19 protein-coding genes are annotated in these 18,475 nt (G+C 63.0%); 8 read left to right on the plus strand and 11 right to left on the minus strand.

Going from position 1 to position 18,475, the window contains the following annotated elements; all coding sequences use genetic code 11:
- Positions 1 to 132 precede the first annotated feature (132 nt).
- Entirely contained in the window at positions 133 to 1,209 is a 1,077-nt protein-coding gene (locus EYQ35_05495) for a pyridoxal-phosphate dependent enzyme (protein HIF63591.1), read from the minus strand.
- 81 nt (positions 1,210 to 1,290) lie between these two features.
- On the opposite strand from EYQ35_05495, the gene EYQ35_05500 reads away from it, so the two are divergent.
- The gene (locus EYQ35_05500; protein ID HIF63592.1) at positions 1,291 to 1,977 is read left to right on the plus strand and encodes a hypothetical protein; all 687 of its coding nucleotides are present in this window, start codon (positions 1,291 to 1,293) and stop codon (positions 1,975 to 1,977) included.
- A gap of 21 nt (positions 1,978 to 1,998) precedes the next feature.
- Here EYQ35_05500 and EYQ35_05505 read toward each other — a convergent pair whose 3' ends face one another.
- The 4 genes from EYQ35_05505 to EYQ35_05520 are packed head-to-tail and all read right to left on the minus strand — an operon-like array spanning position 1,999 to position 5,214.
- A complete protein-coding gene (locus EYQ35_05505; GenBank protein ID HIF63593.1) occupies positions 1,999 to 2,976 on the minus strand; it encodes a 1-acyl-sn-glycerol-3-phosphate acyltransferase in 978 nt (325 codons plus the stop codon).
- Positions 2,888 to 3,307: a lactoylglutathione lyase gene (locus tag EYQ35_05510; GenBank protein HIF63594.1), complete on the minus strand. Its 420-nt coding sequence runs from the start codon at positions 3,305 to 3,307 to the stop codon at positions 2,888 to 2,890. The genes EYQ35_05505 and EYQ35_05510 overlap by 89 nt, the downstream gene beginning before the upstream one ends.
- 54 nt (positions 3,308 to 3,361) lie before the next feature.
- Entirely contained in the window at positions 3,362 to 4,270 is a 909-nt protein-coding gene (locus tag EYQ35_05515) for a dihydroorotate dehydrogenase (GenBank protein ID HIF63595.1), read from the minus strand.
- Positions 4,270 to 5,214 carry a hypothetical protein gene (locus EYQ35_05520; protein HIF63596.1) on the minus strand — a complete coding sequence of 315 codons (945 nt, stop codon included), beginning with the start codon at positions 5,212 to 5,214 and terminating at the stop codon, positions 4,270 to 4,272. Before EYQ35_05520 ends, EYQ35_05515 begins: the two co-directional genes overlap by 1 nt.
- Between EYQ35_05520 and EYQ35_05525 the strand changes: the two genes are divergently transcribed.
- Complete coding sequence (locus EYQ35_05525) at positions 5,213 to 6,661, plus strand: NAD(P)/FAD-dependent oxidoreductase (GenBank protein HIF63597.1); 1,449 nt, start codon at positions 5,213 to 5,215, stop codon at positions 6,659 to 6,661. The genes EYQ35_05520 and EYQ35_05525 overlap by 2 nt on opposite strands.
- 8 nt (positions 6,662 to 6,669) lie before the next feature.
- Here EYQ35_05525 and EYQ35_05530 read toward each other — a convergent pair whose 3' ends face one another.
- Positions 6,670 to 7,566 (minus strand): DUF2855 family protein, encoded by an 897-nt coding sequence (locus EYQ35_05530; protein ID HIF63598.1) that lies wholly within the window; start codon positions 7,564 to 7,566, stop codon positions 6,670 to 6,672.
- A 343-nt stretch (positions 7,567 to 7,909) separates the two neighbouring features.
- On the opposite strand from EYQ35_05530, the gene EYQ35_05535 reads away from it, so the two are divergent.
- Positions 7,910 to 9,787: a hypothetical protein gene (locus EYQ35_05535; GenBank protein ID HIF63599.1), complete on the plus strand. Its 1,878-nt coding sequence runs from the start codon at positions 7,910 to 7,912 to the stop codon at positions 9,785 to 9,787.
- A gap of 1 nt (position 9,788) precedes the next feature.
- Here the strand turns inward: EYQ35_05535 and EYQ35_05540 are convergent, their stop codons facing one another.
- Complete coding sequence (locus EYQ35_05540) at positions 9,789 to 10,334, minus strand: glyoxalase (GenBank protein ID HIF63600.1); 546 nt, start codon at positions 10,332 to 10,334, stop codon at positions 9,789 to 9,791.
- A gap of 89 nt (positions 10,335 to 10,423) precedes the next feature.
- Here EYQ35_05540 and EYQ35_05545 point away from each other — a divergent pair, with 89 nt between their 5' ends.
- The 4 genes from EYQ35_05545 to EYQ35_05560 are packed head-to-tail and all read left to right on the plus strand — an operon-like array spanning position 10,424 to position 14,400.
- Positions 10,424 to 11,266 carry an FAA hydrolase family protein gene (locus tag EYQ35_05545; protein ID HIF63601.1) on the plus strand — a complete coding sequence of 281 codons (843 nt, stop codon included), beginning with the start codon at positions 10,424 to 10,426 and terminating at the stop codon, positions 11,264 to 11,266.
- A complete protein-coding gene (locus EYQ35_05550; protein ID HIF63602.1) occupies positions 11,245 to 12,729 on the plus strand; it encodes a bifunctional 3-(3-hydroxy-phenyl)propionate/3-hydroxycinnamic acid hydroxylase in 1,485 nt (494 codons plus the stop codon). Before EYQ35_05545 ends, EYQ35_05550 begins: the two co-directional genes overlap by 22 nt.
- A 49-nt stretch (positions 12,730 to 12,778) precedes the next feature.
- Positions 12,779 to 13,630: an LLM class F420-dependent oxidoreductase gene (locus EYQ35_05555; protein ID HIF63603.1), complete on the plus strand. Its 852-nt coding sequence runs from the start codon at positions 12,779 to 12,781 to the stop codon at positions 13,628 to 13,630.
- 11 nt (positions 13,631 to 13,641) lie between these two features.
- Positions 13,642 to 14,400 (plus strand): SDR family oxidoreductase, encoded by a 759-nt coding sequence (locus tag EYQ35_05560; GenBank protein HIF63604.1) that lies wholly within the window; start codon positions 13,642 to 13,644, stop codon positions 14,398 to 14,400.
- Here EYQ35_05560 and EYQ35_05565 read toward each other — a convergent pair.
- The 4 genes from EYQ35_05565 to EYQ35_05580 all read right to left on the minus strand — a co-directional run bounded on the left by EYQ35_05565 (position 14,397) and on the right by EYQ35_05580 (position 18,193).
- Entirely contained in the window at positions 14,397 to 15,602 is a 1,206-nt protein-coding gene (locus EYQ35_05565; GenBank protein HIF63605.1) for an amidohydrolase, read from the minus strand. The genes EYQ35_05560 and EYQ35_05565 overlap by 4 nt on opposite strands.
- Before the next feature lie 365 nt (positions 15,603 to 15,967).
- Positions 15,968 to 16,945, minus strand: coding sequence for a hypothetical protein (locus EYQ35_05570; GenBank protein HIF63606.1), 978 nt, complete (start codon positions 16,943 to 16,945; stop codon positions 15,968 to 15,970).
- Between the two features lie 70 nt (positions 16,946 to 17,015).
- Complete coding sequence (locus tag EYQ35_05575) at positions 17,016 to 17,930, minus strand: alpha/beta fold hydrolase (GenBank protein HIF63607.1); 915 nt, start codon at positions 17,928 to 17,930, stop codon at positions 17,016 to 17,018.
- An 11-nt stretch (positions 17,931 to 17,941) separates the two neighbouring features.
- Positions 17,942 to 18,193, minus strand: coding sequence for a hypothetical protein (locus EYQ35_05580; protein HIF63608.1), 252 nt, complete (start codon positions 18,191 to 18,193; stop codon positions 17,942 to 17,944).
- On the opposite strand from EYQ35_05580, the gene EYQ35_05585 reads away from it, so the two are divergent.
- Positions 18,194 to 18,445 carry a hypothetical protein gene (locus EYQ35_05585; protein ID HIF63609.1) on the plus strand — a complete coding sequence of 84 codons (252 nt, stop codon included), beginning with the start codon at positions 18,194 to 18,196 and terminating at the stop codon, positions 18,443 to 18,445.
- The last annotated feature ends 30 nt before the right edge of the window (positions 18,446 to 18,475 follow it).

Genomic DNA, 18,475 nt, shown 5'->3' on the forward strand with positions numbered 1-18,475 from the left:
GGCTCTAACCGGGGCTGTGCTGCTAACGTAAGTTAGCGCTCGAAGGGCGGTAGCGTGTGGGTGGGTTTGCAGCGGAGTCCCCGGATGCGCCGCCGGTCCCCGCTCGGCTTACTGGCAGCCAGGCCGGGTTGTTCAGACGGCCTGCCCGACAGGCAACCAGCGACCGAGGCTGCCTGGCAAGCGCTTGCGCCAATCGTGGCCGGGCGCGGGCAGAGCGCCACGGTTGGTGTTCCAGAACAGGACGGCCTCGTTGTTCGCCTGCCCCGCTCCAGCGGACGGCTCCTCACCGGGGGGCGCCAGGTCGAGCAGAAGCGCCAGGGCCTTGCCCGTGTAAACGGGTTCCAACTTCAAGCCAGCCCCCTGCGCGCGTTCAACGGCCGCAAGTGCCGCGGCAGTGGGATGCCCGTAGCCGCGGCCGAGTTGGCCGCGCAACATGGTGACCGCCGCCGGCTGCAGACCGCGAGCACCTTCCACACCGGCCGATTCGAGTAATGCGATCACCGCTCGCTGTTGGCTTGCGAGCATACTCCTGGTCGAGAGAATTCTTTCGACCACCGCCACCGCATCGACACGGGTGCGCAGCCCACCCAGCGCAAGCCCCACGGACAAGCCGACAACCGTTCCACCGGTACCCCAGGGGAGGACGACTCGAGAGGGTTCGGGGAGCAAGCCGGCCCGAACCTGCTCGGCCAGCTCCAATCCCGCACGTACCGTCCCCAGCGTACCCACTCGCTGGGTTCCACCAGCCGGTATCACCGGGCAGTCCTCGGTACCCGGGCCAAGAAACAACGCCGGGTTACGAAGCACCATGGTCGTGCGCGAACGGTGGTGCCGCATTTCAGCTGAACCACCAGCAATGGCGGCCAGGTTGTCCACCACGCCATCGCTCAGCGGTTCGTTAAAAACGTGAACGCGCAATCGCTTGTCCAACTCAGTGGCTGCCTGGGCAAGACAAGCGAGATGCCCCGAACCGATGGCGCCCACCGACACCCAGGCGGGGGCCCTCGCGAAGCGAGGCGAGGCCAGCAGGTAATCCAGCTTGCGCACCTTGCTGCTACCGCCGAACTTGCCGATAGCGTCATCGCGCTTTACACCCAGCCACCCGAGTCCCAGCTCTGCAGCCAGCCCGTCGAGCGCGACCACAGGCGTCGGGCCTTCCACCCAGCCCAGGCGGGGGAAGCAATCCAGCTGTTCTACTCGCGTTGCCATTGCAGCAGAAGAAGTTTGGCGCAGGTGGCTGGCAGTGTCATTATCTCCCAGCGCTGAAATCGGCGATGAACGAAACCCGCAGTGAATGAATCGGTGAACAAAGGCCTTGAGCGCCACTTCAAGAGTCATGCTGATCGCATCCACCAGGGCGCGCGGCGGCTGGGCTACAAGGTGGCGTTCAACTCTCCGGCAATCCAGGAACAACTCGGACTGGATGGCTCGCTGGTGGCGGGACTTGCGGGAAATACCCTGCACAAAAGCCCTGCTGACTGCTCACTTGCGGGCGCTACCAAGGCCTTTCTCGAACCCGAGCTGGCCGTGCAACTAGCCCACGACCTGCCCGCCACGGCCGATGCCGACCAGGCGGCAGATGCGGTCGGCTCGGTGGCTGCGGCCATAGAACTGGCCAACTTTGACCGTCCCTTTGAGGAGTTTGAAGACATCCTGGCCGAGGGAGTGTTCCACCGAGCTTTTACCACCGGCGAATGGCTGACTCCCCCACCCCGCTGCAACCTGCATGGCCTGCGTGCGACGATAAAGCTCGACGGTGAAACCCGGGCTGACCTTGACTGCCTCGAGGCTACCGGGGATATCCCGAAGCTGCTCGTTTACCTTGCCCGACTGCTCGACGGTTTCGGAGCGCAGCTTGAAGCCGGCGACATTATAATCTGCGGTTCGATGACAGCGCCCGTAGCGGCAACACCCGGCTCGCGCTTTGAAGTCGAGCTGTCTAACGGTTCGGTTGCCGCGATGCGGCTGGGTGAGTAGTGCCCGCCGCCGGGCCGCGGCTCAGTCGGCCGCTGCGCGCCGTTCTTCGTGTCGCCATTCGAGCAAGGCATCGGCAATAAAAATTCGGCAACGATCAAGCACCTCGGCCGCGTCCTGGTCGCCCGCTTCCTGCCCGACGTTACGGGCAATGGGATCGCCGATCTTCACTTTTATGCTGGTGCCCCAGGCCGCGGGCAGAAGGTTGTTGGCCAGCAGTCGCCAGGAGTTCTCAATCGCGACCGGGACGATCTCGAGTTCAGGCGCCGCGTCCATCATTGACTGGGTGCCGGCCTGCTTGAACGCCCGGAGCTCACCGTGACGACTGCGGGTGCCTTCGGGGTAGATCAACATCGACACGCCGCGCTCGGCTGCCGTGGACACGGCCTCTGAAATCGCGCTTTGCGCCTGTCGGCGATTACCCCGGTTGATGAGCGCGTTGCCGCCACGCCTGAGATTGTAAGAAATGCTCGGTATCCACTTGGCCAGCTCAAACTTCGACACGTACTTAGGGTAGTTGCTGAACAACAAAGAGCCGACCACGGGTATGTCGAGCAGGCTCTGATGGTTGGCCACCAGCAGGTAAGCCGTAGCGGGTTTGACCAGCGGCGAGCGCTCGACCTCTATGCGGGTGCCCATCACGCGCAGGGCTCCCACCAGGCCGTGCAGCAGGCAACCGACTACTATCTCGTGCGGACGCGGGCCGAACAGGCGCGCGATACGCTGCGGAAGATCAAAAACAATCAGCACCGCCCAGAACGCGGCAACGAAAGGCGCCGTCATCAGCCAGTCGAGTGGACCCGCCGCGGGCAAAGGCTGGGGACCGAGCAGTTCGGCCTCGTGGCTGCCCGCGGTCAGCGGGTCACCACCCTGCTCCGACGCTTGCCTCTTGGCGGCTGTCACCACGGGCTGGTTACCACTCGCCGCTGTTGGGCATCGATGCCCACGGTTCGGCGACCGGCAACGACCCCCCTTTCTGGAGCAGTTCGATAGAGATGCCATCGGGCGAGCGCACGAAGGCCATGTGGCCGTCTCGAGGCGGGCGGTTGATAGTAACACCACCGTCGCGCAGACGCTCGCAAAGTTCGTAGATGTTATCGACCTCGTAGGCCAGGTGGCCAAAGTTGCGGCCGCCGTCGAGCTGCTCGGCATCCCAGTTCCAGGTCAGCTCGACCTGGGCTTCCTCGTTGCCCGGCACCGCGAGAAACACCAGCGTGAACCTACCCGCGTCGTTATCAAAACGGCCCAGCTCGGTGAGGCCGAGCTTGTCGCAGAAAAAATCCATAGTCGCCTTGAGATCGACGACTCGAATCATGCTGTGGAGGTACTTCATCTGGGCCATTACTATCTCGACCGCGGAGCCTTTGCACTAAGTCTCAAGCGACTTTTACACTGGCACCGAAATACCGCTGCAGATGCGGGCGCAGACATCGGGGTCGCCGAACAAGGCGGTACCCACCTGCACGGCGCAGGCGCCCGCAGCAAAAAACTCGCGCGCGTGATCAGCCGTGGCTATGCCGCCTATGCCTATGATGGCAAGACTGCTGGCGGCGCGCGCATTCCTCGTGGCCTCCAGCGCCAGCGGCCTCAGCACTGGACCGCTTATGCCACCCATGGACGGCAGCTCGGGGACCGGGTCAAGTGCCAACGCCGCCTGGGAAACCGGCAGCGTATTGCTGATCGAGAGCGCCTGTGCGCCAGCCCGCTCGGCCGCGACCGAAAGAGCAGCAACGTCGCAGGCCGGCGAGAGTTTTACGGCCATAAATTTGCCCGTGACTTCGCGCACCGCCGCCGTCACCCGCGCACAGGCCTCGGCGTCCTGGCCAAACTCCAGGCCACCCTTCTCCACGTTGGGACAGGACAGGTTGAGCTCAACGCCATCAACACCGTCGGCACTATCGAGACGACGTGCAAGTTCGGCGTACTCCTCTACGCTTTCGCCGAATATATTGGCGATCACCCTGCCCCCGTGGCGCTCGCGCCACTCGGCGAGCCACGGCAACTTGTCACTTATGAACGCGTGGACTCCCGGGTTGGCCAGGCCGATGGCGTTGATCATCGCGCCCGGCACTTCGGTGATGCGACCGGAAGGGTTGGACGCCCACTCGGGCGCGTTGCCCTCGCGCGGCTCCAGGGACAGGCCCTTGGTGAAGATCGCGCCGATTTTTCCGAAGTCGACGCCGTCCACACGGTCTTCGAGCTCGCGGCCATAACCGCAGCAACCCGAGGCAAGGCCCACCGGTGTGGGCCAAGTGAGCCCGCCGACGTCTACCGACAAGTCGGTGGCCGCCGACATCAGGCGCCCGCCCCCTTCACGGTTTCCGCGGCGGCAAAAATATCTGCGGCTGCGTAGACCGGGCCGTCTTCACAGATGCAGCGCCAGCCCCCGCTCGCGTCGCGGTGTACGCAGCCGCGACAAACACCCCAGCCGCACCCCATGCGTGCCTCGAGGCTCACGTGGCAGGCTATCCCGTGTTTGCGCGCCACGGCGGCCACCGCCTCCATCATGCCGGTGGGACCGCAAGAAAAAATCATGTCCGGCCGGTCGTTTTCAAGGCGTGCGAGCAGGCAGTCGACCACGGTGCCCTTGAAGCCGGCCGAGCCGTCCAGGGTGGCCAGCTCCACGGTGGCACCCACGTCCTCCAGGGCGCCCGCAAAGCCACTTTGGCCCGCGTCCTGGGCGCCAAAAATTATCTCTACCCCTTCGCGTGCGGCCAGGTAGCCGAAGGGGGCAGCGCCCACTCCCCCGGCAACCGCCCAGCAGCTCCCAACGGGGTCGGGAAACTCGTTACCGAGCGGAGACAGCACGGCGAGTTCGTCGCCCGGCTGCGAGGCCAGCAGCTCCGCCGAACCCCGTCCCATGTTCTTGACCAGCAGGGCTACCCGATCGTCGCTGACCGTCAGAAAGAGTGAATAGGGCCGCGAAAGCACGCAACCGCCGCTGCCGGGAACCTCGACCATGGCAAAACACCCGCAGGCTGCGCCGCGGGCAAGATCCGGCCCTTCGAGATCCACTCGCGCCAGGCCCTCGCCCAGCGGCGTTATCTCTACAATCCGCGAACTTATGCGCCTTGCCTTCATGCTGCTTCCGACAATTATTCTTTCCCCTCCCCAATCGCAAAAGGGGGAGGTGTCAGAGACGTTGGTTTCGGATGCCTCCCCCTCTTGGCAGGGCTTGGCCGGGCGGCTAGTTTGCCATTGCCACCGACGGTCCATCAGCCGAAGGATAATTATCAGCATGAAAAATCAGAACCCCTCGGTTGCCATCATAGGCTCGGGCATGTCCGGGCTGTGCATGGCTATCAAACTCCAGCGGGCCGGGTTCGACGACTTCGACATCTACGAAAAGGCGGATTCGGTCGGCGGCACATGGCGTGAAAACACGTACCCGGGGTTGTCCTGCGACGTACCGTCGCACTACTACAGCTACAGCTTCGAGTTAAAATCGGACTGGACCAAACGTTTCTCTTCCGGTGAAGAAATTCGACAATACCTGGAGATGGTCGCCGACAAGTACGACGTGAGACGCTCTATTCGGTTCAACACCGAGGTCACCGAGTGCCGATGGCGCGGCGACAGCTGGGAACTGGACCTCTCGGACGGGACGAGCACACGGGCCGACGTGGTGGTATCAGCCACCGGGGTGCTGCACCACCCGCGCTATCCCGACATTGAAGGCATCGACTCCTTCAACGGAGCGTGCTTTCACTCGGCGCGCTGGAATCACGACGTCCAGTTGGACGGTAAGCGAGTAGGCGTAGTAGGCAACGGATCGACATCGATACAGATGGTCACAGAGCTGGTCTCCCGCGTCGACACGATGACCATGTTCCAGCGCACCGCACAGTGGGTCGCCCCCTCGGCGGACAAGGTCTACTCAGATAAATTCAAGAAAGCCCTTCGATATGTGCCGGGCCTGCAGTTCCTGGTTTACCACGCCCTGCGGATTTTTTTCGAGCAGATCGGCGGGCGAGCAGTGATTAGACCGGGTTGGCAGCGCACGCAGGTAGCGGCGGCCTGCCGGCGCAACCTGCAAAACGTGCGCGATCCCGAGCTCAGGGCCAAGCTCACGCCCGAGTACGAACCCATGTGCAAGCGACTGGTCATGTCGTCCGGCTTCTACGACGCCGTGCAATCGGATAACTGCTCAGTGGTTACCGAGAGCATAGAGCGAATTGAACCGACCGGGGTGCGCACCGCCGACGGCATCCTGCACGAGCTCGACGTACTGGTGCTGGCCACCGGTTTCGACCCCCACGCCTTCATGCGTCCGATTAACCTGGTGGGCGAAAACGGAGTCACCCTCGCCGAAGCGTGGAGCGAGGCGGTAATTGCTTACCGCACCATAGCGTTGCCTGGCTTCCCAAATTTTTTCATGCCGCAGGGTCCCAACGGACCCGTGGGCAACTACTCGCTTATGTCTGTCGCCGAAACGCAGTGCGACTACATAGTAAAGTGCCTCCGCTTACTGCAGAGCGGAAAGCTGCAGAAAATCTCCCCGAGACCCGAGGTCTGTGCCCAGCTGGAAGAAGAACGCATAAAGGCGCTAGCCACCTCGGTGTGGAGCACGGGGTGCAACAGCTGGTACCTCGACAAACGCGGCATACCGGCGTTATGGCCATACACGCCCGACCGCTTCAGGCGCGATCTTAATACACCCCGAATCGCCGAACTGAACGCTTCATAAGCTCGGCTTCAGTCCCAGGGCGAGAGCAGCCTGCCTACGCTGGGGTCAAGGCCGCCCTTGAGAGTATCGCGATATACCCGCTCCATGGCCTCCGGCCCGCTGTCGCGCCGTAGCTGCAGCCAGTCGTCTGTCCACTCGAGAAACTGCACGAGCGCGCCCCCTACTCTCTCCTGGAAGCCGGCGGCACCCCAGTCGCCAACTCGCTTTTCGGCCTGGGTCGGGGCAAAGAAAAACTCCGGCGCTGCACCCGGCAGGCCCGTGGTATCGCCAGACTGTTGCCAGTGGGTCACGCCGATCAGCAACGAGAACTTCACGTTGTCGCCGCAACGCTCGTGCAAGCTGCGCAGGACAGCAGCGTTGCCGGCCATGTCGACAAAGCCAAGCGGACAGCCGTCGTCTATTTCGTCCAACGCGTCGTAGGTCACCACCTTGTCGTAGCAGCCCAGGCCTTCAACGAACTCCCTGTTGCCCGGCGAGGTGAGCCCAGTGACCGCCAGCCCGCTTCGGCGCGACAGCGCCCAGGCAAGAGCGATGGCGGTCTTGCTCGAAGCACTGATGACAACCACCTCACGGGCACCGCCAAAGTCACTTTCGGCCAGGTAGTCGTCGGCGAGAAACGACGTCATGAACAAGCCCCTGAAAATCATCAACGCGTCTTCACGCTCGGCCCCGCCAACGGCCTGGTACAAGGGGTCCGAGGCCACGGGCGTGTACTGCCGGTAGAACAACGCGTGGGCCGAACGGTGTGGCGAGCGTCGATTATCACCGACTCGCCTTCGCGCTCGGCCTCGATGAGAAGATGCCGCGACATGGGAAAGAAGCCGAACACGCGCTCGCCCACCGCGACGGCCGGGTGACTCGACGCGAGCACGTCGGCAAAACCCATCACCGGTATACGCCCCCAGCCCTCATCAGCCGGAAAGAAGCCCCAGTAATCGAGCATGTCGCCGGCCACCGCGTAGGTGATGTTGTTGGCGGTCAACGCGAAGCGATCAACCCTGAACAGCACGCCACCCGCGGGCGGATCAAGGCTCACCTCGTTGGTCACGAATTCGCAGCGTGACCAGTCATCGCGTCGTATTCTGAAATCAAGTCCCTCGTTGTCGGCATCACTCATACGACGGCTATACTGCCCTAGTGCCGCTCTTGAGTGAACGCCTGCCACCCCCAATCGGGGGACAACAGGACAGCGAGCCTTGACGACAGGGCAATACCTGCACTAGTCTCACGAGCCAGGGGGAACCGCCGATGCCGGAATCTTTACCAACCACTCCTCGTAAGCTCAGCTGCTTGTCAGTGCTGATCGTCTCGTTACTGCTGACCGCCATCGCCGCCCCCGCCACTCCCGCCCGGGCCGAGTTGCGCCTGGTTGGCAGCGCGGCATTCCGTGTGACCGACGGCTTCACTATCATCCAAGAATCGGACCTGTTTTCGAACTTCCTGCCAGCGGGCAACGGCACGGTGTCGAGCGTCCCCTTCGCGGTCCAGGCCATAACCGGCGGTTCGACGGCGTCGGCTGTACTACCGGCCGCAGCCATGGGCATCTCCCACTACGGCATAGGCGTAGACACCTGCACGGAGAACCAGAACGTGTGGTCCTGCCACAGCGACGGCTACGACGGCGGTGCCTACGTGCAGTACTGGGACACAATTGCGGTGCAGTCATCCACGCTGACCGTGGGAACACCGGTCACGGTCACCCTGCACCTGGCGATGAGCTGGAATTCATTCTACCAGGCCAGCTTGGCGACGCTGTACGCTGGCGCCAACCGGTTTCGCGCCGTCGTGTCGTCGAGGAATCACGAGGGTGGCGACTTCGACGGACCCGTAGAGGTCACGGTGATAGGGGATGGTACTTCGAGTTCAGTGTCGCAGTTGGTGGTCAACTCCACGGTGGGTGGCGAAGTCGACATCGCCCTGGTGGACGAGTGCGGCTCCGACGCTTCGATCACCAGCAATTTCAATTTCACCCCGCCGATACCGGGCGACGCCTACGCGAGCTGCAAGCAGGGGCTGTCTTGGGGCATGAGCGTGGCCACTACTCGTTCGGCCACTCGTTCGGCAGCCACGGTAGACCTTGTTTCGAGCATCACCGGCAACCCGGTGCCGGGGGCAAGCAACGCGACCACGGCGAACGCGGCCGCCGCCATCCCCACCGACTCGCTGCTGCCCTGCGCTGACCCCGACGGAACGGCCTGCGACGACCTCAACACCTGCACCACGGGCGAGACCTGCCAGGGTGGACTGTGCACAGCAGCGAGCACGACGACCTGCAACGCGCCCGACCTGTGTACGGCGAGCGCCTGTAACCCCACCGACGGGCTGTGCGTGGACCAGGCCGTGAGCTGCCTGGCCAGCGACCAGTGCCACGCGGCCGGCGTGTGCGACACGATGACCGGCCTGTGTTCCGACCCGTCACTGGTCGATGGCAGCGCCTGCGATGACGATGATTTTCTGACCTGCGGAGACAGTTGCCAGTCGGGGACGTGCACCCCCGGACAGCTCAACTGCGGGTCGACTACCACGCTGTCGACCACGACAACGACTACGACAACGACTACGACCACTACCCTGCCCGCCCCGGCCCCCTCCTGCGCGGCAGCGCCACTGCCTTCTTGCAGCACTGGAGCGGTGACAAGCTTCCATCTTCGTGATCACGCGCTGGCGTCCAAAGACAAGCTGAAATGGAAGCTGGCCAAGGGCACAGCGCTCACCGTGGCCGACCTGGGCACCCCGGCGGGCGACACCGACTACATGCTGTGCGTGTACGACAGTGTCTCCCAGTCTACGCAGCTCGTCATCGAACTCCTCGTACCGCCCTCGGCCTCTGCCTGGAAGTGCAAGGGAAGTAAGTGCAGCTACAAGGACAAGGGCGGCGCCCAGGACGGCGTGCAGCAGGTCAAAGTGGCCGCGGGCAGCGCGGGACGCGGCAAGGCCCAGCTCAAGGGCCGCGGCTCGGGATTGCCGATTCCCGGCCCTGACTCGGTCGCCGCCTACTTCGCGGCCGACGACAGCGTGGCGGTGCAACTCGTGAACGACACGGGCACCTGCTGGACGAGCTCATTCACGGGCACCCACATACGCAAGAACACGGCGGACTTGTTCAAGGCCAAAGCCAAAAACTGATTCAGTCGCCGAAGTGTCGGCGGCGCTCGGCATAGAACTCGTCCGCGGGCTTGAACTCGGGTTCGCCGCCAAACTGTTCCTCGGTGACGCGGCGAAGTTCGTCCTCGCTCATCGCAAAGTCCCAGGGGCGCGCCTGCGGCTGCTGCACGTGAAAAGGCGAATCGCAGAACACCTCGACCCCGTTGCCATCGGGGTCCTTGAAGTATACCGACCAGGCGTTGCCATGATTCATCGCGTTGACTCCCGTGGCACGACCGTCGTCCTGCAGGCGCGCGGCCAGCTCCTTGACCTCGGCCAGCGAATCCACGCGGAAGGCCATGTGGTCGTAAGTGTTAGAAGCCCCGTCGCCCCTCACCGGCACGAAGGCCAACTGGTGATGGTCGGTCGCAACCTGGCTGAGAAAAGTCACTTCGACGCCGAGGTCCTGGTCGCCCAGCATGACCGGTCCGTGGTCACTGACCTCGAAGCCAAGCATATCGCGATAAAACCCTATCATTTCGTCCGCGTCGCATACGTACATAACAGCGTGAGACCATCTCAACTTCATATTCTTCGTTCCCCCGGCGTTTCCAGCCACCAAGCCTGCATTAAGAGCGCGGCTTATGCTAGATAAGGCCTCTCGGGGAGGAATTATACATGGCTTTCAGGCTTGCAAACATCAACAATCGGGCGGTCCTGGTTACCGACAACGGGGTTTACGACCTCGAACGGCACGGCGAGGGCTTCTCTTCCGAACCAATGGAGGCCATCGCAAGGTACCGCGAACTGCACGACGTAGCGGCCTCGCTCAATGGTTCGCCCGACGCCCAGCTTGACCCGGCAAACCTGGGCCCGCCGGTGCCGCGGCCACAGAAGGTGCTCGGCATAGGCCTCAACTACAGGGCCCACGCCGAGGAATCGAAGATGGATCTCCCCGAAAACCCGCTGGTGTTCAACAAGCTCAGCAGTTGCATCGTGGGCCCTTGCGACGACGTTATCGTCTACGGACCGACCACCGACTGGGAAGCCGAACTGGTGGTGGTCATGGGTACGCGCGCGCGCGACATCGCGGCCGAAGATGCCTGGGACAACATCGCCGGGGTGACCTGCGGGCAGGACATCTCGGAGCGCACCACCCAGTTCGCTTCCCGCCCACCCCACTTCGACCTCGGCAAGTCCTACGACACCTTCGGCCCCATAGGGCCCAGCATCGTCTCGGTTGACCAGCTCAACGACCCCAACGACCTGGCGCTGGCCTGCTCGGTCAACGGCGAACAGAAGCAGAACGCGCGCACCAACGATCTCATCTTCGACGTCCCGGCGCTGGTCGCTTACATCTCGGCCATCTGCACGCTGGAACCCGGCGATCTCATCTTTACCGGCACACCGTCGGGCGTGGGAGTGATGGCGGGCACTTTCCTGCAGCCGGGCGACGAGGTCACCACTACCATCGAGAGCATCGGCACGATGACCAACCGCTGCGTGGCGCGCGGGGAATAGCGTTGCTCGACGTTGCCATCGTGGGCGCGGGTCCCACGGGCGCGGTTGCAGCCAACCTGTGCGGCCTGCACGGCCTGTCGGCGGTAGCCTTCGACAGCGCGCCCGATGTCTATGACCTCCCGCGCGCGGTCGGCATGTGGGACGATGTGCAGCGAATCCTGGCCAACACCGGCCTGCTCGAAACGACGCTGCCGGTCATGTACGAACCCGTGGGCGCGGAGTTCGTAGACGCGTCCGGTAAACGCCTGATAGGCCTGGATTACCCGGGCGGATTGATTACTCCCAACGGCTACCCGGTCATCCGCATGTTTCACCAGCCGGGCATGGAACGCTCCGTCCGCGCGCACATAGCCGACTTGCCGGACGTGAACCTCCACCTGTCGCAGGAAGTCGTCGAATTCGAACAACACCACGACCACGTATCGCTGCAAGTCTGCGACCTCACCGACAACAACACGCGCCGAGTACAGGCCAAGTGGATGATCGCCTGCGACGGCGCCGCCAGCCCCACTCGCAAGGCCTGCGGCATCGACTGGCAGAGCCTCGGATACGACCGCGAATGGTTGGTGGTCGACGTCACGGTGACCGGCGAAGATCGACTGCCGCCCTGCGTACGACAGGTCTGCGACCCCGAAAGACCCACCACCATGATGCCGCTGCCATTGAACATGCGTCGCTGGGAGTTCCAGCTGCGCGACGGCGAAACCGCCAAGGAGATGGAGCGCCCCGAACGGGTGTGGGAACTGGTAGAAAAGTGGATGCCCCGGCAGGACGCCGAACTGGTTCGGGCGGCGGTCTACTGCTTTCACTCGACCATAGCCGAGACTTTTCGCAGCGACCGCGTGTTTTTGGCCGGCGACGCCGCCCACCAGACGCCGCCATTCATGGGCCAGGGCCTGTGCAGCGGATTGCGCGACGTCGACAACCTCGCCTGGAAGATAGCCCACGTCGAACGCGGGCTGGCGGGCGACGGCCTGCTGGACACCTACACTGCCGAACGACGCCCGCACACGCTCAAGGCCATCGAACACTCGGTTAAAACCGGCCAGCTGATCGACGCCTTTGCCGAGATGACACGCGGTGGGCCCGAACCGCCGCCCGAGTTGCAGGCCTACGCCTACGGAGGCGACGCACAGTTGCCTGATCTCTCCTCTGGACTGCTGGCCGGGCGCGACAGCAACTCGATAGGCCGCTTGGTGCCGCAGGCCCCGGCCGTGGTCGAAGGCAGGCACGGCACGCTCGATGAGCTTGTCGGCTTGCACTGGGCGGTTATCTCCGGGAAAGACCCGAGGGAAGCACTGGACGACGATGCCCTGTCCCGCTGGGAAAAACTTGGCGCGAGGTTCGTGACGATTCCCGAGCCGAGTGGCTCCATGCTGGCGCTGTTGCTCGAGCACGAGGTCGTCGTGGCCAGGCCCGATCGCGTTATTTTTGGCGAGGGAAGGGACCACCCGGCATTGTGATCCACACTGACGAAACCTGTATACGAAACTTGATACCGGAGGATACTCCATGAAATACGGCCTTTGCATTTTTCCTACCGCCTACTCCATTCAACCGGCAGAGCTTGCCGTGGCGCTCGAGGAGCGCGGCTTCGAGTCGCTGTGGGTCGCCGAGCACACGCACATTCCCTGCTCCCGAGAAACGCCGTGGCCCGGCGGTGCCGACCTGCCGCAGATGTACTACGACGTGTATGCGCCGCTGGTGGCGCTGGCCGCCGCCGCCGCGGCGACGACAACACTCAAGGTCGCAACCGGCGTAACGCTCGTGCCCCAGCGAGACCCCTTGATACTGGCCAAGGAGGTGGCCACGCTCGACCGCGTGAGCAATGGCCGTTTCATGCTGGGCGTGGGCGGTGGCTGGAACCGCGAGGAACTCGCCAACCACTATGACTTTCCTTTCGAGCGACGCTGGAAAGTCATGCGCGAACGCATTGAAGCCATGAAGACCATGTGGACGGAAGAAAAAGCAGCCTACCACGGTGAGTTCGTTGATTTCGACGAGGTGTTCTCCTCGCCCAAGCCAGTGCAATCGCCCCACCCCCCGATACACGTGGGCGGCGAAGCGCCTTACGGCATAAGGCGTGCGCTGCGCTACGGTGACGGCTGGATACCCATTGCCGGTCGCGCAGACACCGATCTCGTGGGCGACATGGCCACTTTTCGCAGCATGGCAGCAGAAGCGGACCGCGATCCGGACTCGATGGAGGTATCGGTATACGCCGCGCCCGGCGACACCGACGAACTCGGCCGCCTGCGCGACGCCGGCTTCGCACGCGCGGTGTTCATAGCCCCGTCGGCTACCGCCGAACAGGTGCTGCCCCTGCTCGACCACTACGCGTCGCTGGCAAAAGAGGTCGGCTGAACGGCGTGGGCGTGTACGCAGTAAGCGGCGGCGCTTCGGGCATAGGTGCCGCCATCGTGGTGACGCTTAGAGAGCGCGGTGACGAGGTCATCGTCGTCGACATACGCGACGCAGACATCGAGGCCGACCTTTCCACGGCCGACGGATGCAGGCAGGCCGTAGTCGAACTGGAGGGCCGTGCCCCCGACGGGCTTGACGGCCTGGTGGCCTGCGCCGGGCTGGGCCCCGTGGTGCGTCCCGCGTCGCTCATAACGCGGGTCAATTTTTTTGGCAGCCAGAGGCTCGTAGACGGCGCGCGGGAGCTCGTTGCCAGGAAGCGCGGATCGGTTGTCATGATCTCATCGAACTCGGCACCCATGGACAGCGACGACGAATACGTGGCCGCCCTGCTCGAACTCGACGAAGAACGTGCCTGCGCCATCGCCGACCGCATCGGCGACGGCCACACCGCCTACGCCGGATCAAAGAAGGCGATAACCCGCTGGATGCGTCGCAACGCAGCTGCGTGGGCGGCCGACGGTATGCGGATCAATGCCGTGGCGCCGGGCATCACCAGCACCCCGCTTACCGACAGCGCTTACGCCGACGAGACCCTGGGCCAGATCATGAAGGATTTTGGCGAGTCGGTACCCGTGGGCCGCCTGGGTCAGCCCGAAGACATCGCCGGCGCGGTGGCCTTCCTTCTGAGCGAAAAGGCGCAGTTCGTCTGCGGCTCGGTGCTGTTCGTTGACGGTGGTCACGACGCCATGCTGCGCCCCGACGAATTCTAGGCCGGCAAGCAGACTGCAGGCAACGGGTGGTCGTAGAGCCTGGCCGCGTTCTGGTGAGAAATCATCTTGATCTCTTCTGTCGGAAGATCCCCGAGTATCTTTTCCATGACGTCCTGGGTGTCAGGCCAGGTACCGTCACCGTGGGGATAGTCCGATTCGAAAAGCAGGTTCTCGACCCCGATTGTATGGCGTGTGCAGATCGTCGAGGGATCATCGATGATCGTAAACCAGAAATTACGTCGCAGGGTGTCGCTGGGCGAAATCTTCGGGTCCTGCCAACCCTGCCCATAACCCGAGCGCGCCATTATGTTGTCGGTCCTGTCGATGAGACCTGCCACCCAGCCTATGCCTCCCTCGGCAATAACAATCTTCAATTCCGGGAAACGCGCCGGGTAGCCGCTCCACAACCACTCGGCCGCGGTCGTAAAGGCCATCTGCGTAAATAACGTGGCTCCCATCTCCAGTCCCGGGCAGCCCGGTGCCATCGGCGCAAACCCCGAAGACGCCACGTGCAGGTTGATCACCGTACCCGTGTCCACGCAGGCCTTTATGATCGGATCCCAGTGGTCGTTATCAAAAATCGCGGGATACCCGAGGCGATGCGGCTGCTCGGGAAAAGTTACGGCCTTGAAACCGCGCGCGGCGTTGCGACGGATTTCTTCTGCCCCTTTTTTGGGGTCCGAGAGACAAGTAATCCCCATGGGCACCACGCGCTCGGGATACGCCGAGTACCATTCCTCGAAGTACCAGTCGTTCCAAGCTCGCATACAGGCAAGGCCAAGCCCGGGATCGGTGGCCTCGGAAAACAACGTTCCGCCGAAACCTGTTACGCCGGATGGAAAATTCACGGTCGCCCAGGTACCCGCGAGATCCATGTCCTTGATGCGCGCGTCGGCCAGGTAGCACCCCGGCCGAACCTCTTCGTAGCGTGACGGTTCTATGCGGTAGTCCTCCTTGGGCCTGCCCGCCACGCACATGAAGCCGACCTGGAAGTACGGTTGCCCCTCGAAGCTCCAGACCTGGTGTCCTTCCTCGGTCTCCACGACACGAGGCGCATGGTCCTGCATGTCCCGGGGTAAACGCCCCTCGAAGGTATGGGGCGGCTCCAACACGTGATCGTCCACCGATATAAACGTGTAGCGTACGTCGCGAGGCTCAGGATCGGGCAACAGCCCCTTGACGACCGGCCTTTTAATACCCAGCTTTACTACCTGGACCACTATACGAACCTCCCTCGGCGACGCATCCGCGACCCCGTTCCACGCCGGCCCGCTCCACGCCGGCCCGCTCGCCTTGAAAACCTAGCCGCACTACCGACGGTACGCAAGATCAAGCCCCCGTACTGCTGACGCTATGCAAGTGGCCCGTTCACGCACACCCAACTCACGCGTTCGATACCAGCAAGCCCACGGCAAGCCCGGCGTACACTGTTCCCGCAACGCTGACTGGGTAAGAGCAAAAATGTTATCGGGCCCTGGTGCCAGCCGCTTGCGCGGGGCCGGGACGAGTCCGGCTACTAGTTCAATTGCGCGACCCGCGAGGCCAGTCCCCTGTTCTGTTGCCCAAATTAACGCAGGCTATTGGCGAACGACTCGAAGGCCGACCCTTGCGAGCTCCCCAACTGCGCAACGGCACACGTTATTGCGTCGGCGATCATGGCCACTACGAGGTCGTACTCGACCATGGTGCCACGGCTTGCCCTGCTGCCCGATTGTTGCAGGCAAACAGCATATGCGTGGGTGTTTGGTTGTGTCGCGTCGAGTGTGCTTGTCCACGCGCAGTTGCCGGGTTCGGCCAGGTCAGGGTCAGGCCAGAGCGCCGCGCAAAGGTCTGCTTGCGCGCCGGTGTATGTCCATATGTTGTCACCCATCGGATCGATGACAAGCGAGGCTATCCCGGCGCAGTCTGCCCCGAGCTTTTCAAGCTGGGCCAGCCTGGGCAGCTCCAGGTCGCAGCCGTCGGTCAGGCAGGCGTAGTCAACGCCATCCGACGTTCCACCGTTGAGCACATCTGCCAGGTAGGTCTTGTGATCGTTGAGCGAGCGAGCCTGGTTGTCGGGCGAGATCAACCAGGCAATGCCGGTGTCGGCGTCCCAGGCACCAATATAGGGTCCAGGGTTGTCGCCAATGGTGTCGAGGAGGGGGAAGTAGCCGGTAGTGGGCAGCGGGCGCCGAGCTACCTGGCAGCCTTTTATATACAGCTCGCACTTGTCGCCGCTCGTAGCATCGCCCATGTAGATCTTGCAGCTTGACGGGGCGATGGCGGCCTCGGCCGCGTCGTTGCTCACCACGCAGTTCCTGCCCTTGCCGCCGGCCTGGCAGGTGTCTTCGTTGGCGAAGTTACGCCAGAGCGTTACGTCGTTGAAATCGTAGTCGCCCAACGAGTACACGACCGTGCCTCCTGCCTTGTTTACAAAGGAGTAGCCGATCGCGCCGGTTTTCTTGTCCTGCTTGGCCTTACACTTGAGCTGGGCCCCAGCGGGCGCGACAATGACGATAGCTACGAGCGTTACGGTGATGGTGACAAAGAACTTTCTGAGTTTCATGGTGGGTTCCCTCCACGGAGACCCGCGAGCCTAGCACCATTGCCGCCGCCCTGTCCATGGATGTAAACCCTCAGGGGTTGGCCTGCATGAAGCCCTGGACCAGCGCCACCAGGGTCTCGGGTATGTCTTCCTGGCAGAAGTGACCGACACCGGGCGTCTCGACGATGGGCGCGTCGGGCCACAGCCCGCGAAAATCGGTGATTGCCTGTTCCGGCGAGATGCCGAAATCCATGTCGCCGGATACGAGCATGGCCGGCTTCGCCTTCACGTCTTCCATGTTGCCCCACTCCATCAGCTCGAACAGGAACGGTAGAAAACGCTGGTAGTGGACGTCGAGCGGAAAATTAATCGCGCCGATGCAGCTTTCGCGATCGGGGAACGGCGCGGAGTACGCGCGGATCCAGGTTTCGTTGACCACGGCCGAGTTCTGAAAGCCGATGATTTTCATCACCGACAGGACGGTCGAACCAAGCTCGCCCAGTATACCCTGCAGCGTACCCGCTTCCTCGTGCTTCTCTATCCACTGGAACCACGGCGACTTTTCCTCGAGATTCACACCGCCGCCGTAGCCGAACAGGGTGTTCATCAGGAAGCAACGCTTCACGCGTCCGGGGTTGCGCATCGTGTAGCCACCCGACATCGGGCCGCCCCAGTCCTGCACGACGAAAGTTATGTCATTGAGCCCGATGTCGTCGATGAGCTTCTCGAGGTTCTCGACGTGGGTGCGCAGCGTGTACTCGCGGTCCTGGGGAGTTTCGGATTTTCCGAATCCCATGTGGTCGGGAACAACCACGCGGTAATCTGCCGCCAGCGGGGGGATGAGCTTGCGATAAAGATAACCCCAGGTGGGCTCGCCGTGCAGGCAGACGATGACCTCGCCGTCGCGCGGACCTTCGTCGACATAGTGCTGGCGGAACCCCGCCGCGGTGCTGAACTTCGGAGCGAACGGCCACGTGCCATCAAAGGTTTCTTCTGCCGGAATCATGGGGATGACACCTACTGCAGGGCAGCAGCCGTGTCACCTCGCTCGCGCTCGTACGCGTGTACCAGGGCGAGCCAGAGTCGACTGCCGATGGCGCCGAGCCCTTTGAGCGTGTTTTCGTAAGTGGCCCGGTCAACGTTTACCGCCTCGATGGCCCCTACCGCTGGCTGCAGGGATCGGGTCTGCGCGTAAGTGACGGGGTCCTGGCCCCAGAAAAGATGAGTTGGCGGGTGCACAACGGGTCCCGGCGCAATATCAGTGCACACATGCCCCTGACTTATCATCCTTTCTGGCAGGTGAGCCTGGACGGCGAAGATGTACAGGTGACCAGGACAAGGGGTGGGCTTGTCGGGTTCACCATCCCGGCGGGAAGTTTCAAGGTCGAAGCCAGTTACGTCCGTTCCTGGCATGAAGACCTATACGCGGCAGTCTCGGCGATTACGCTCCTGGTCGTAGGCTGTTTGATTTCGGGCGGTTTAGTGGTGGGCCGTGCAGGGATCGAACCTGCGACCCGCTGATTAAGAGTCAGGTATTGCGCACACCCACGC

This window comes from Candidatus Binatota bacterium (assembly GCA_012960245.1).
Taxonomy (GTDB): domain Bacteria; phylum Desulfobacterota; class Binatia; order UBA1149; family UBA1149; genus UBA1149.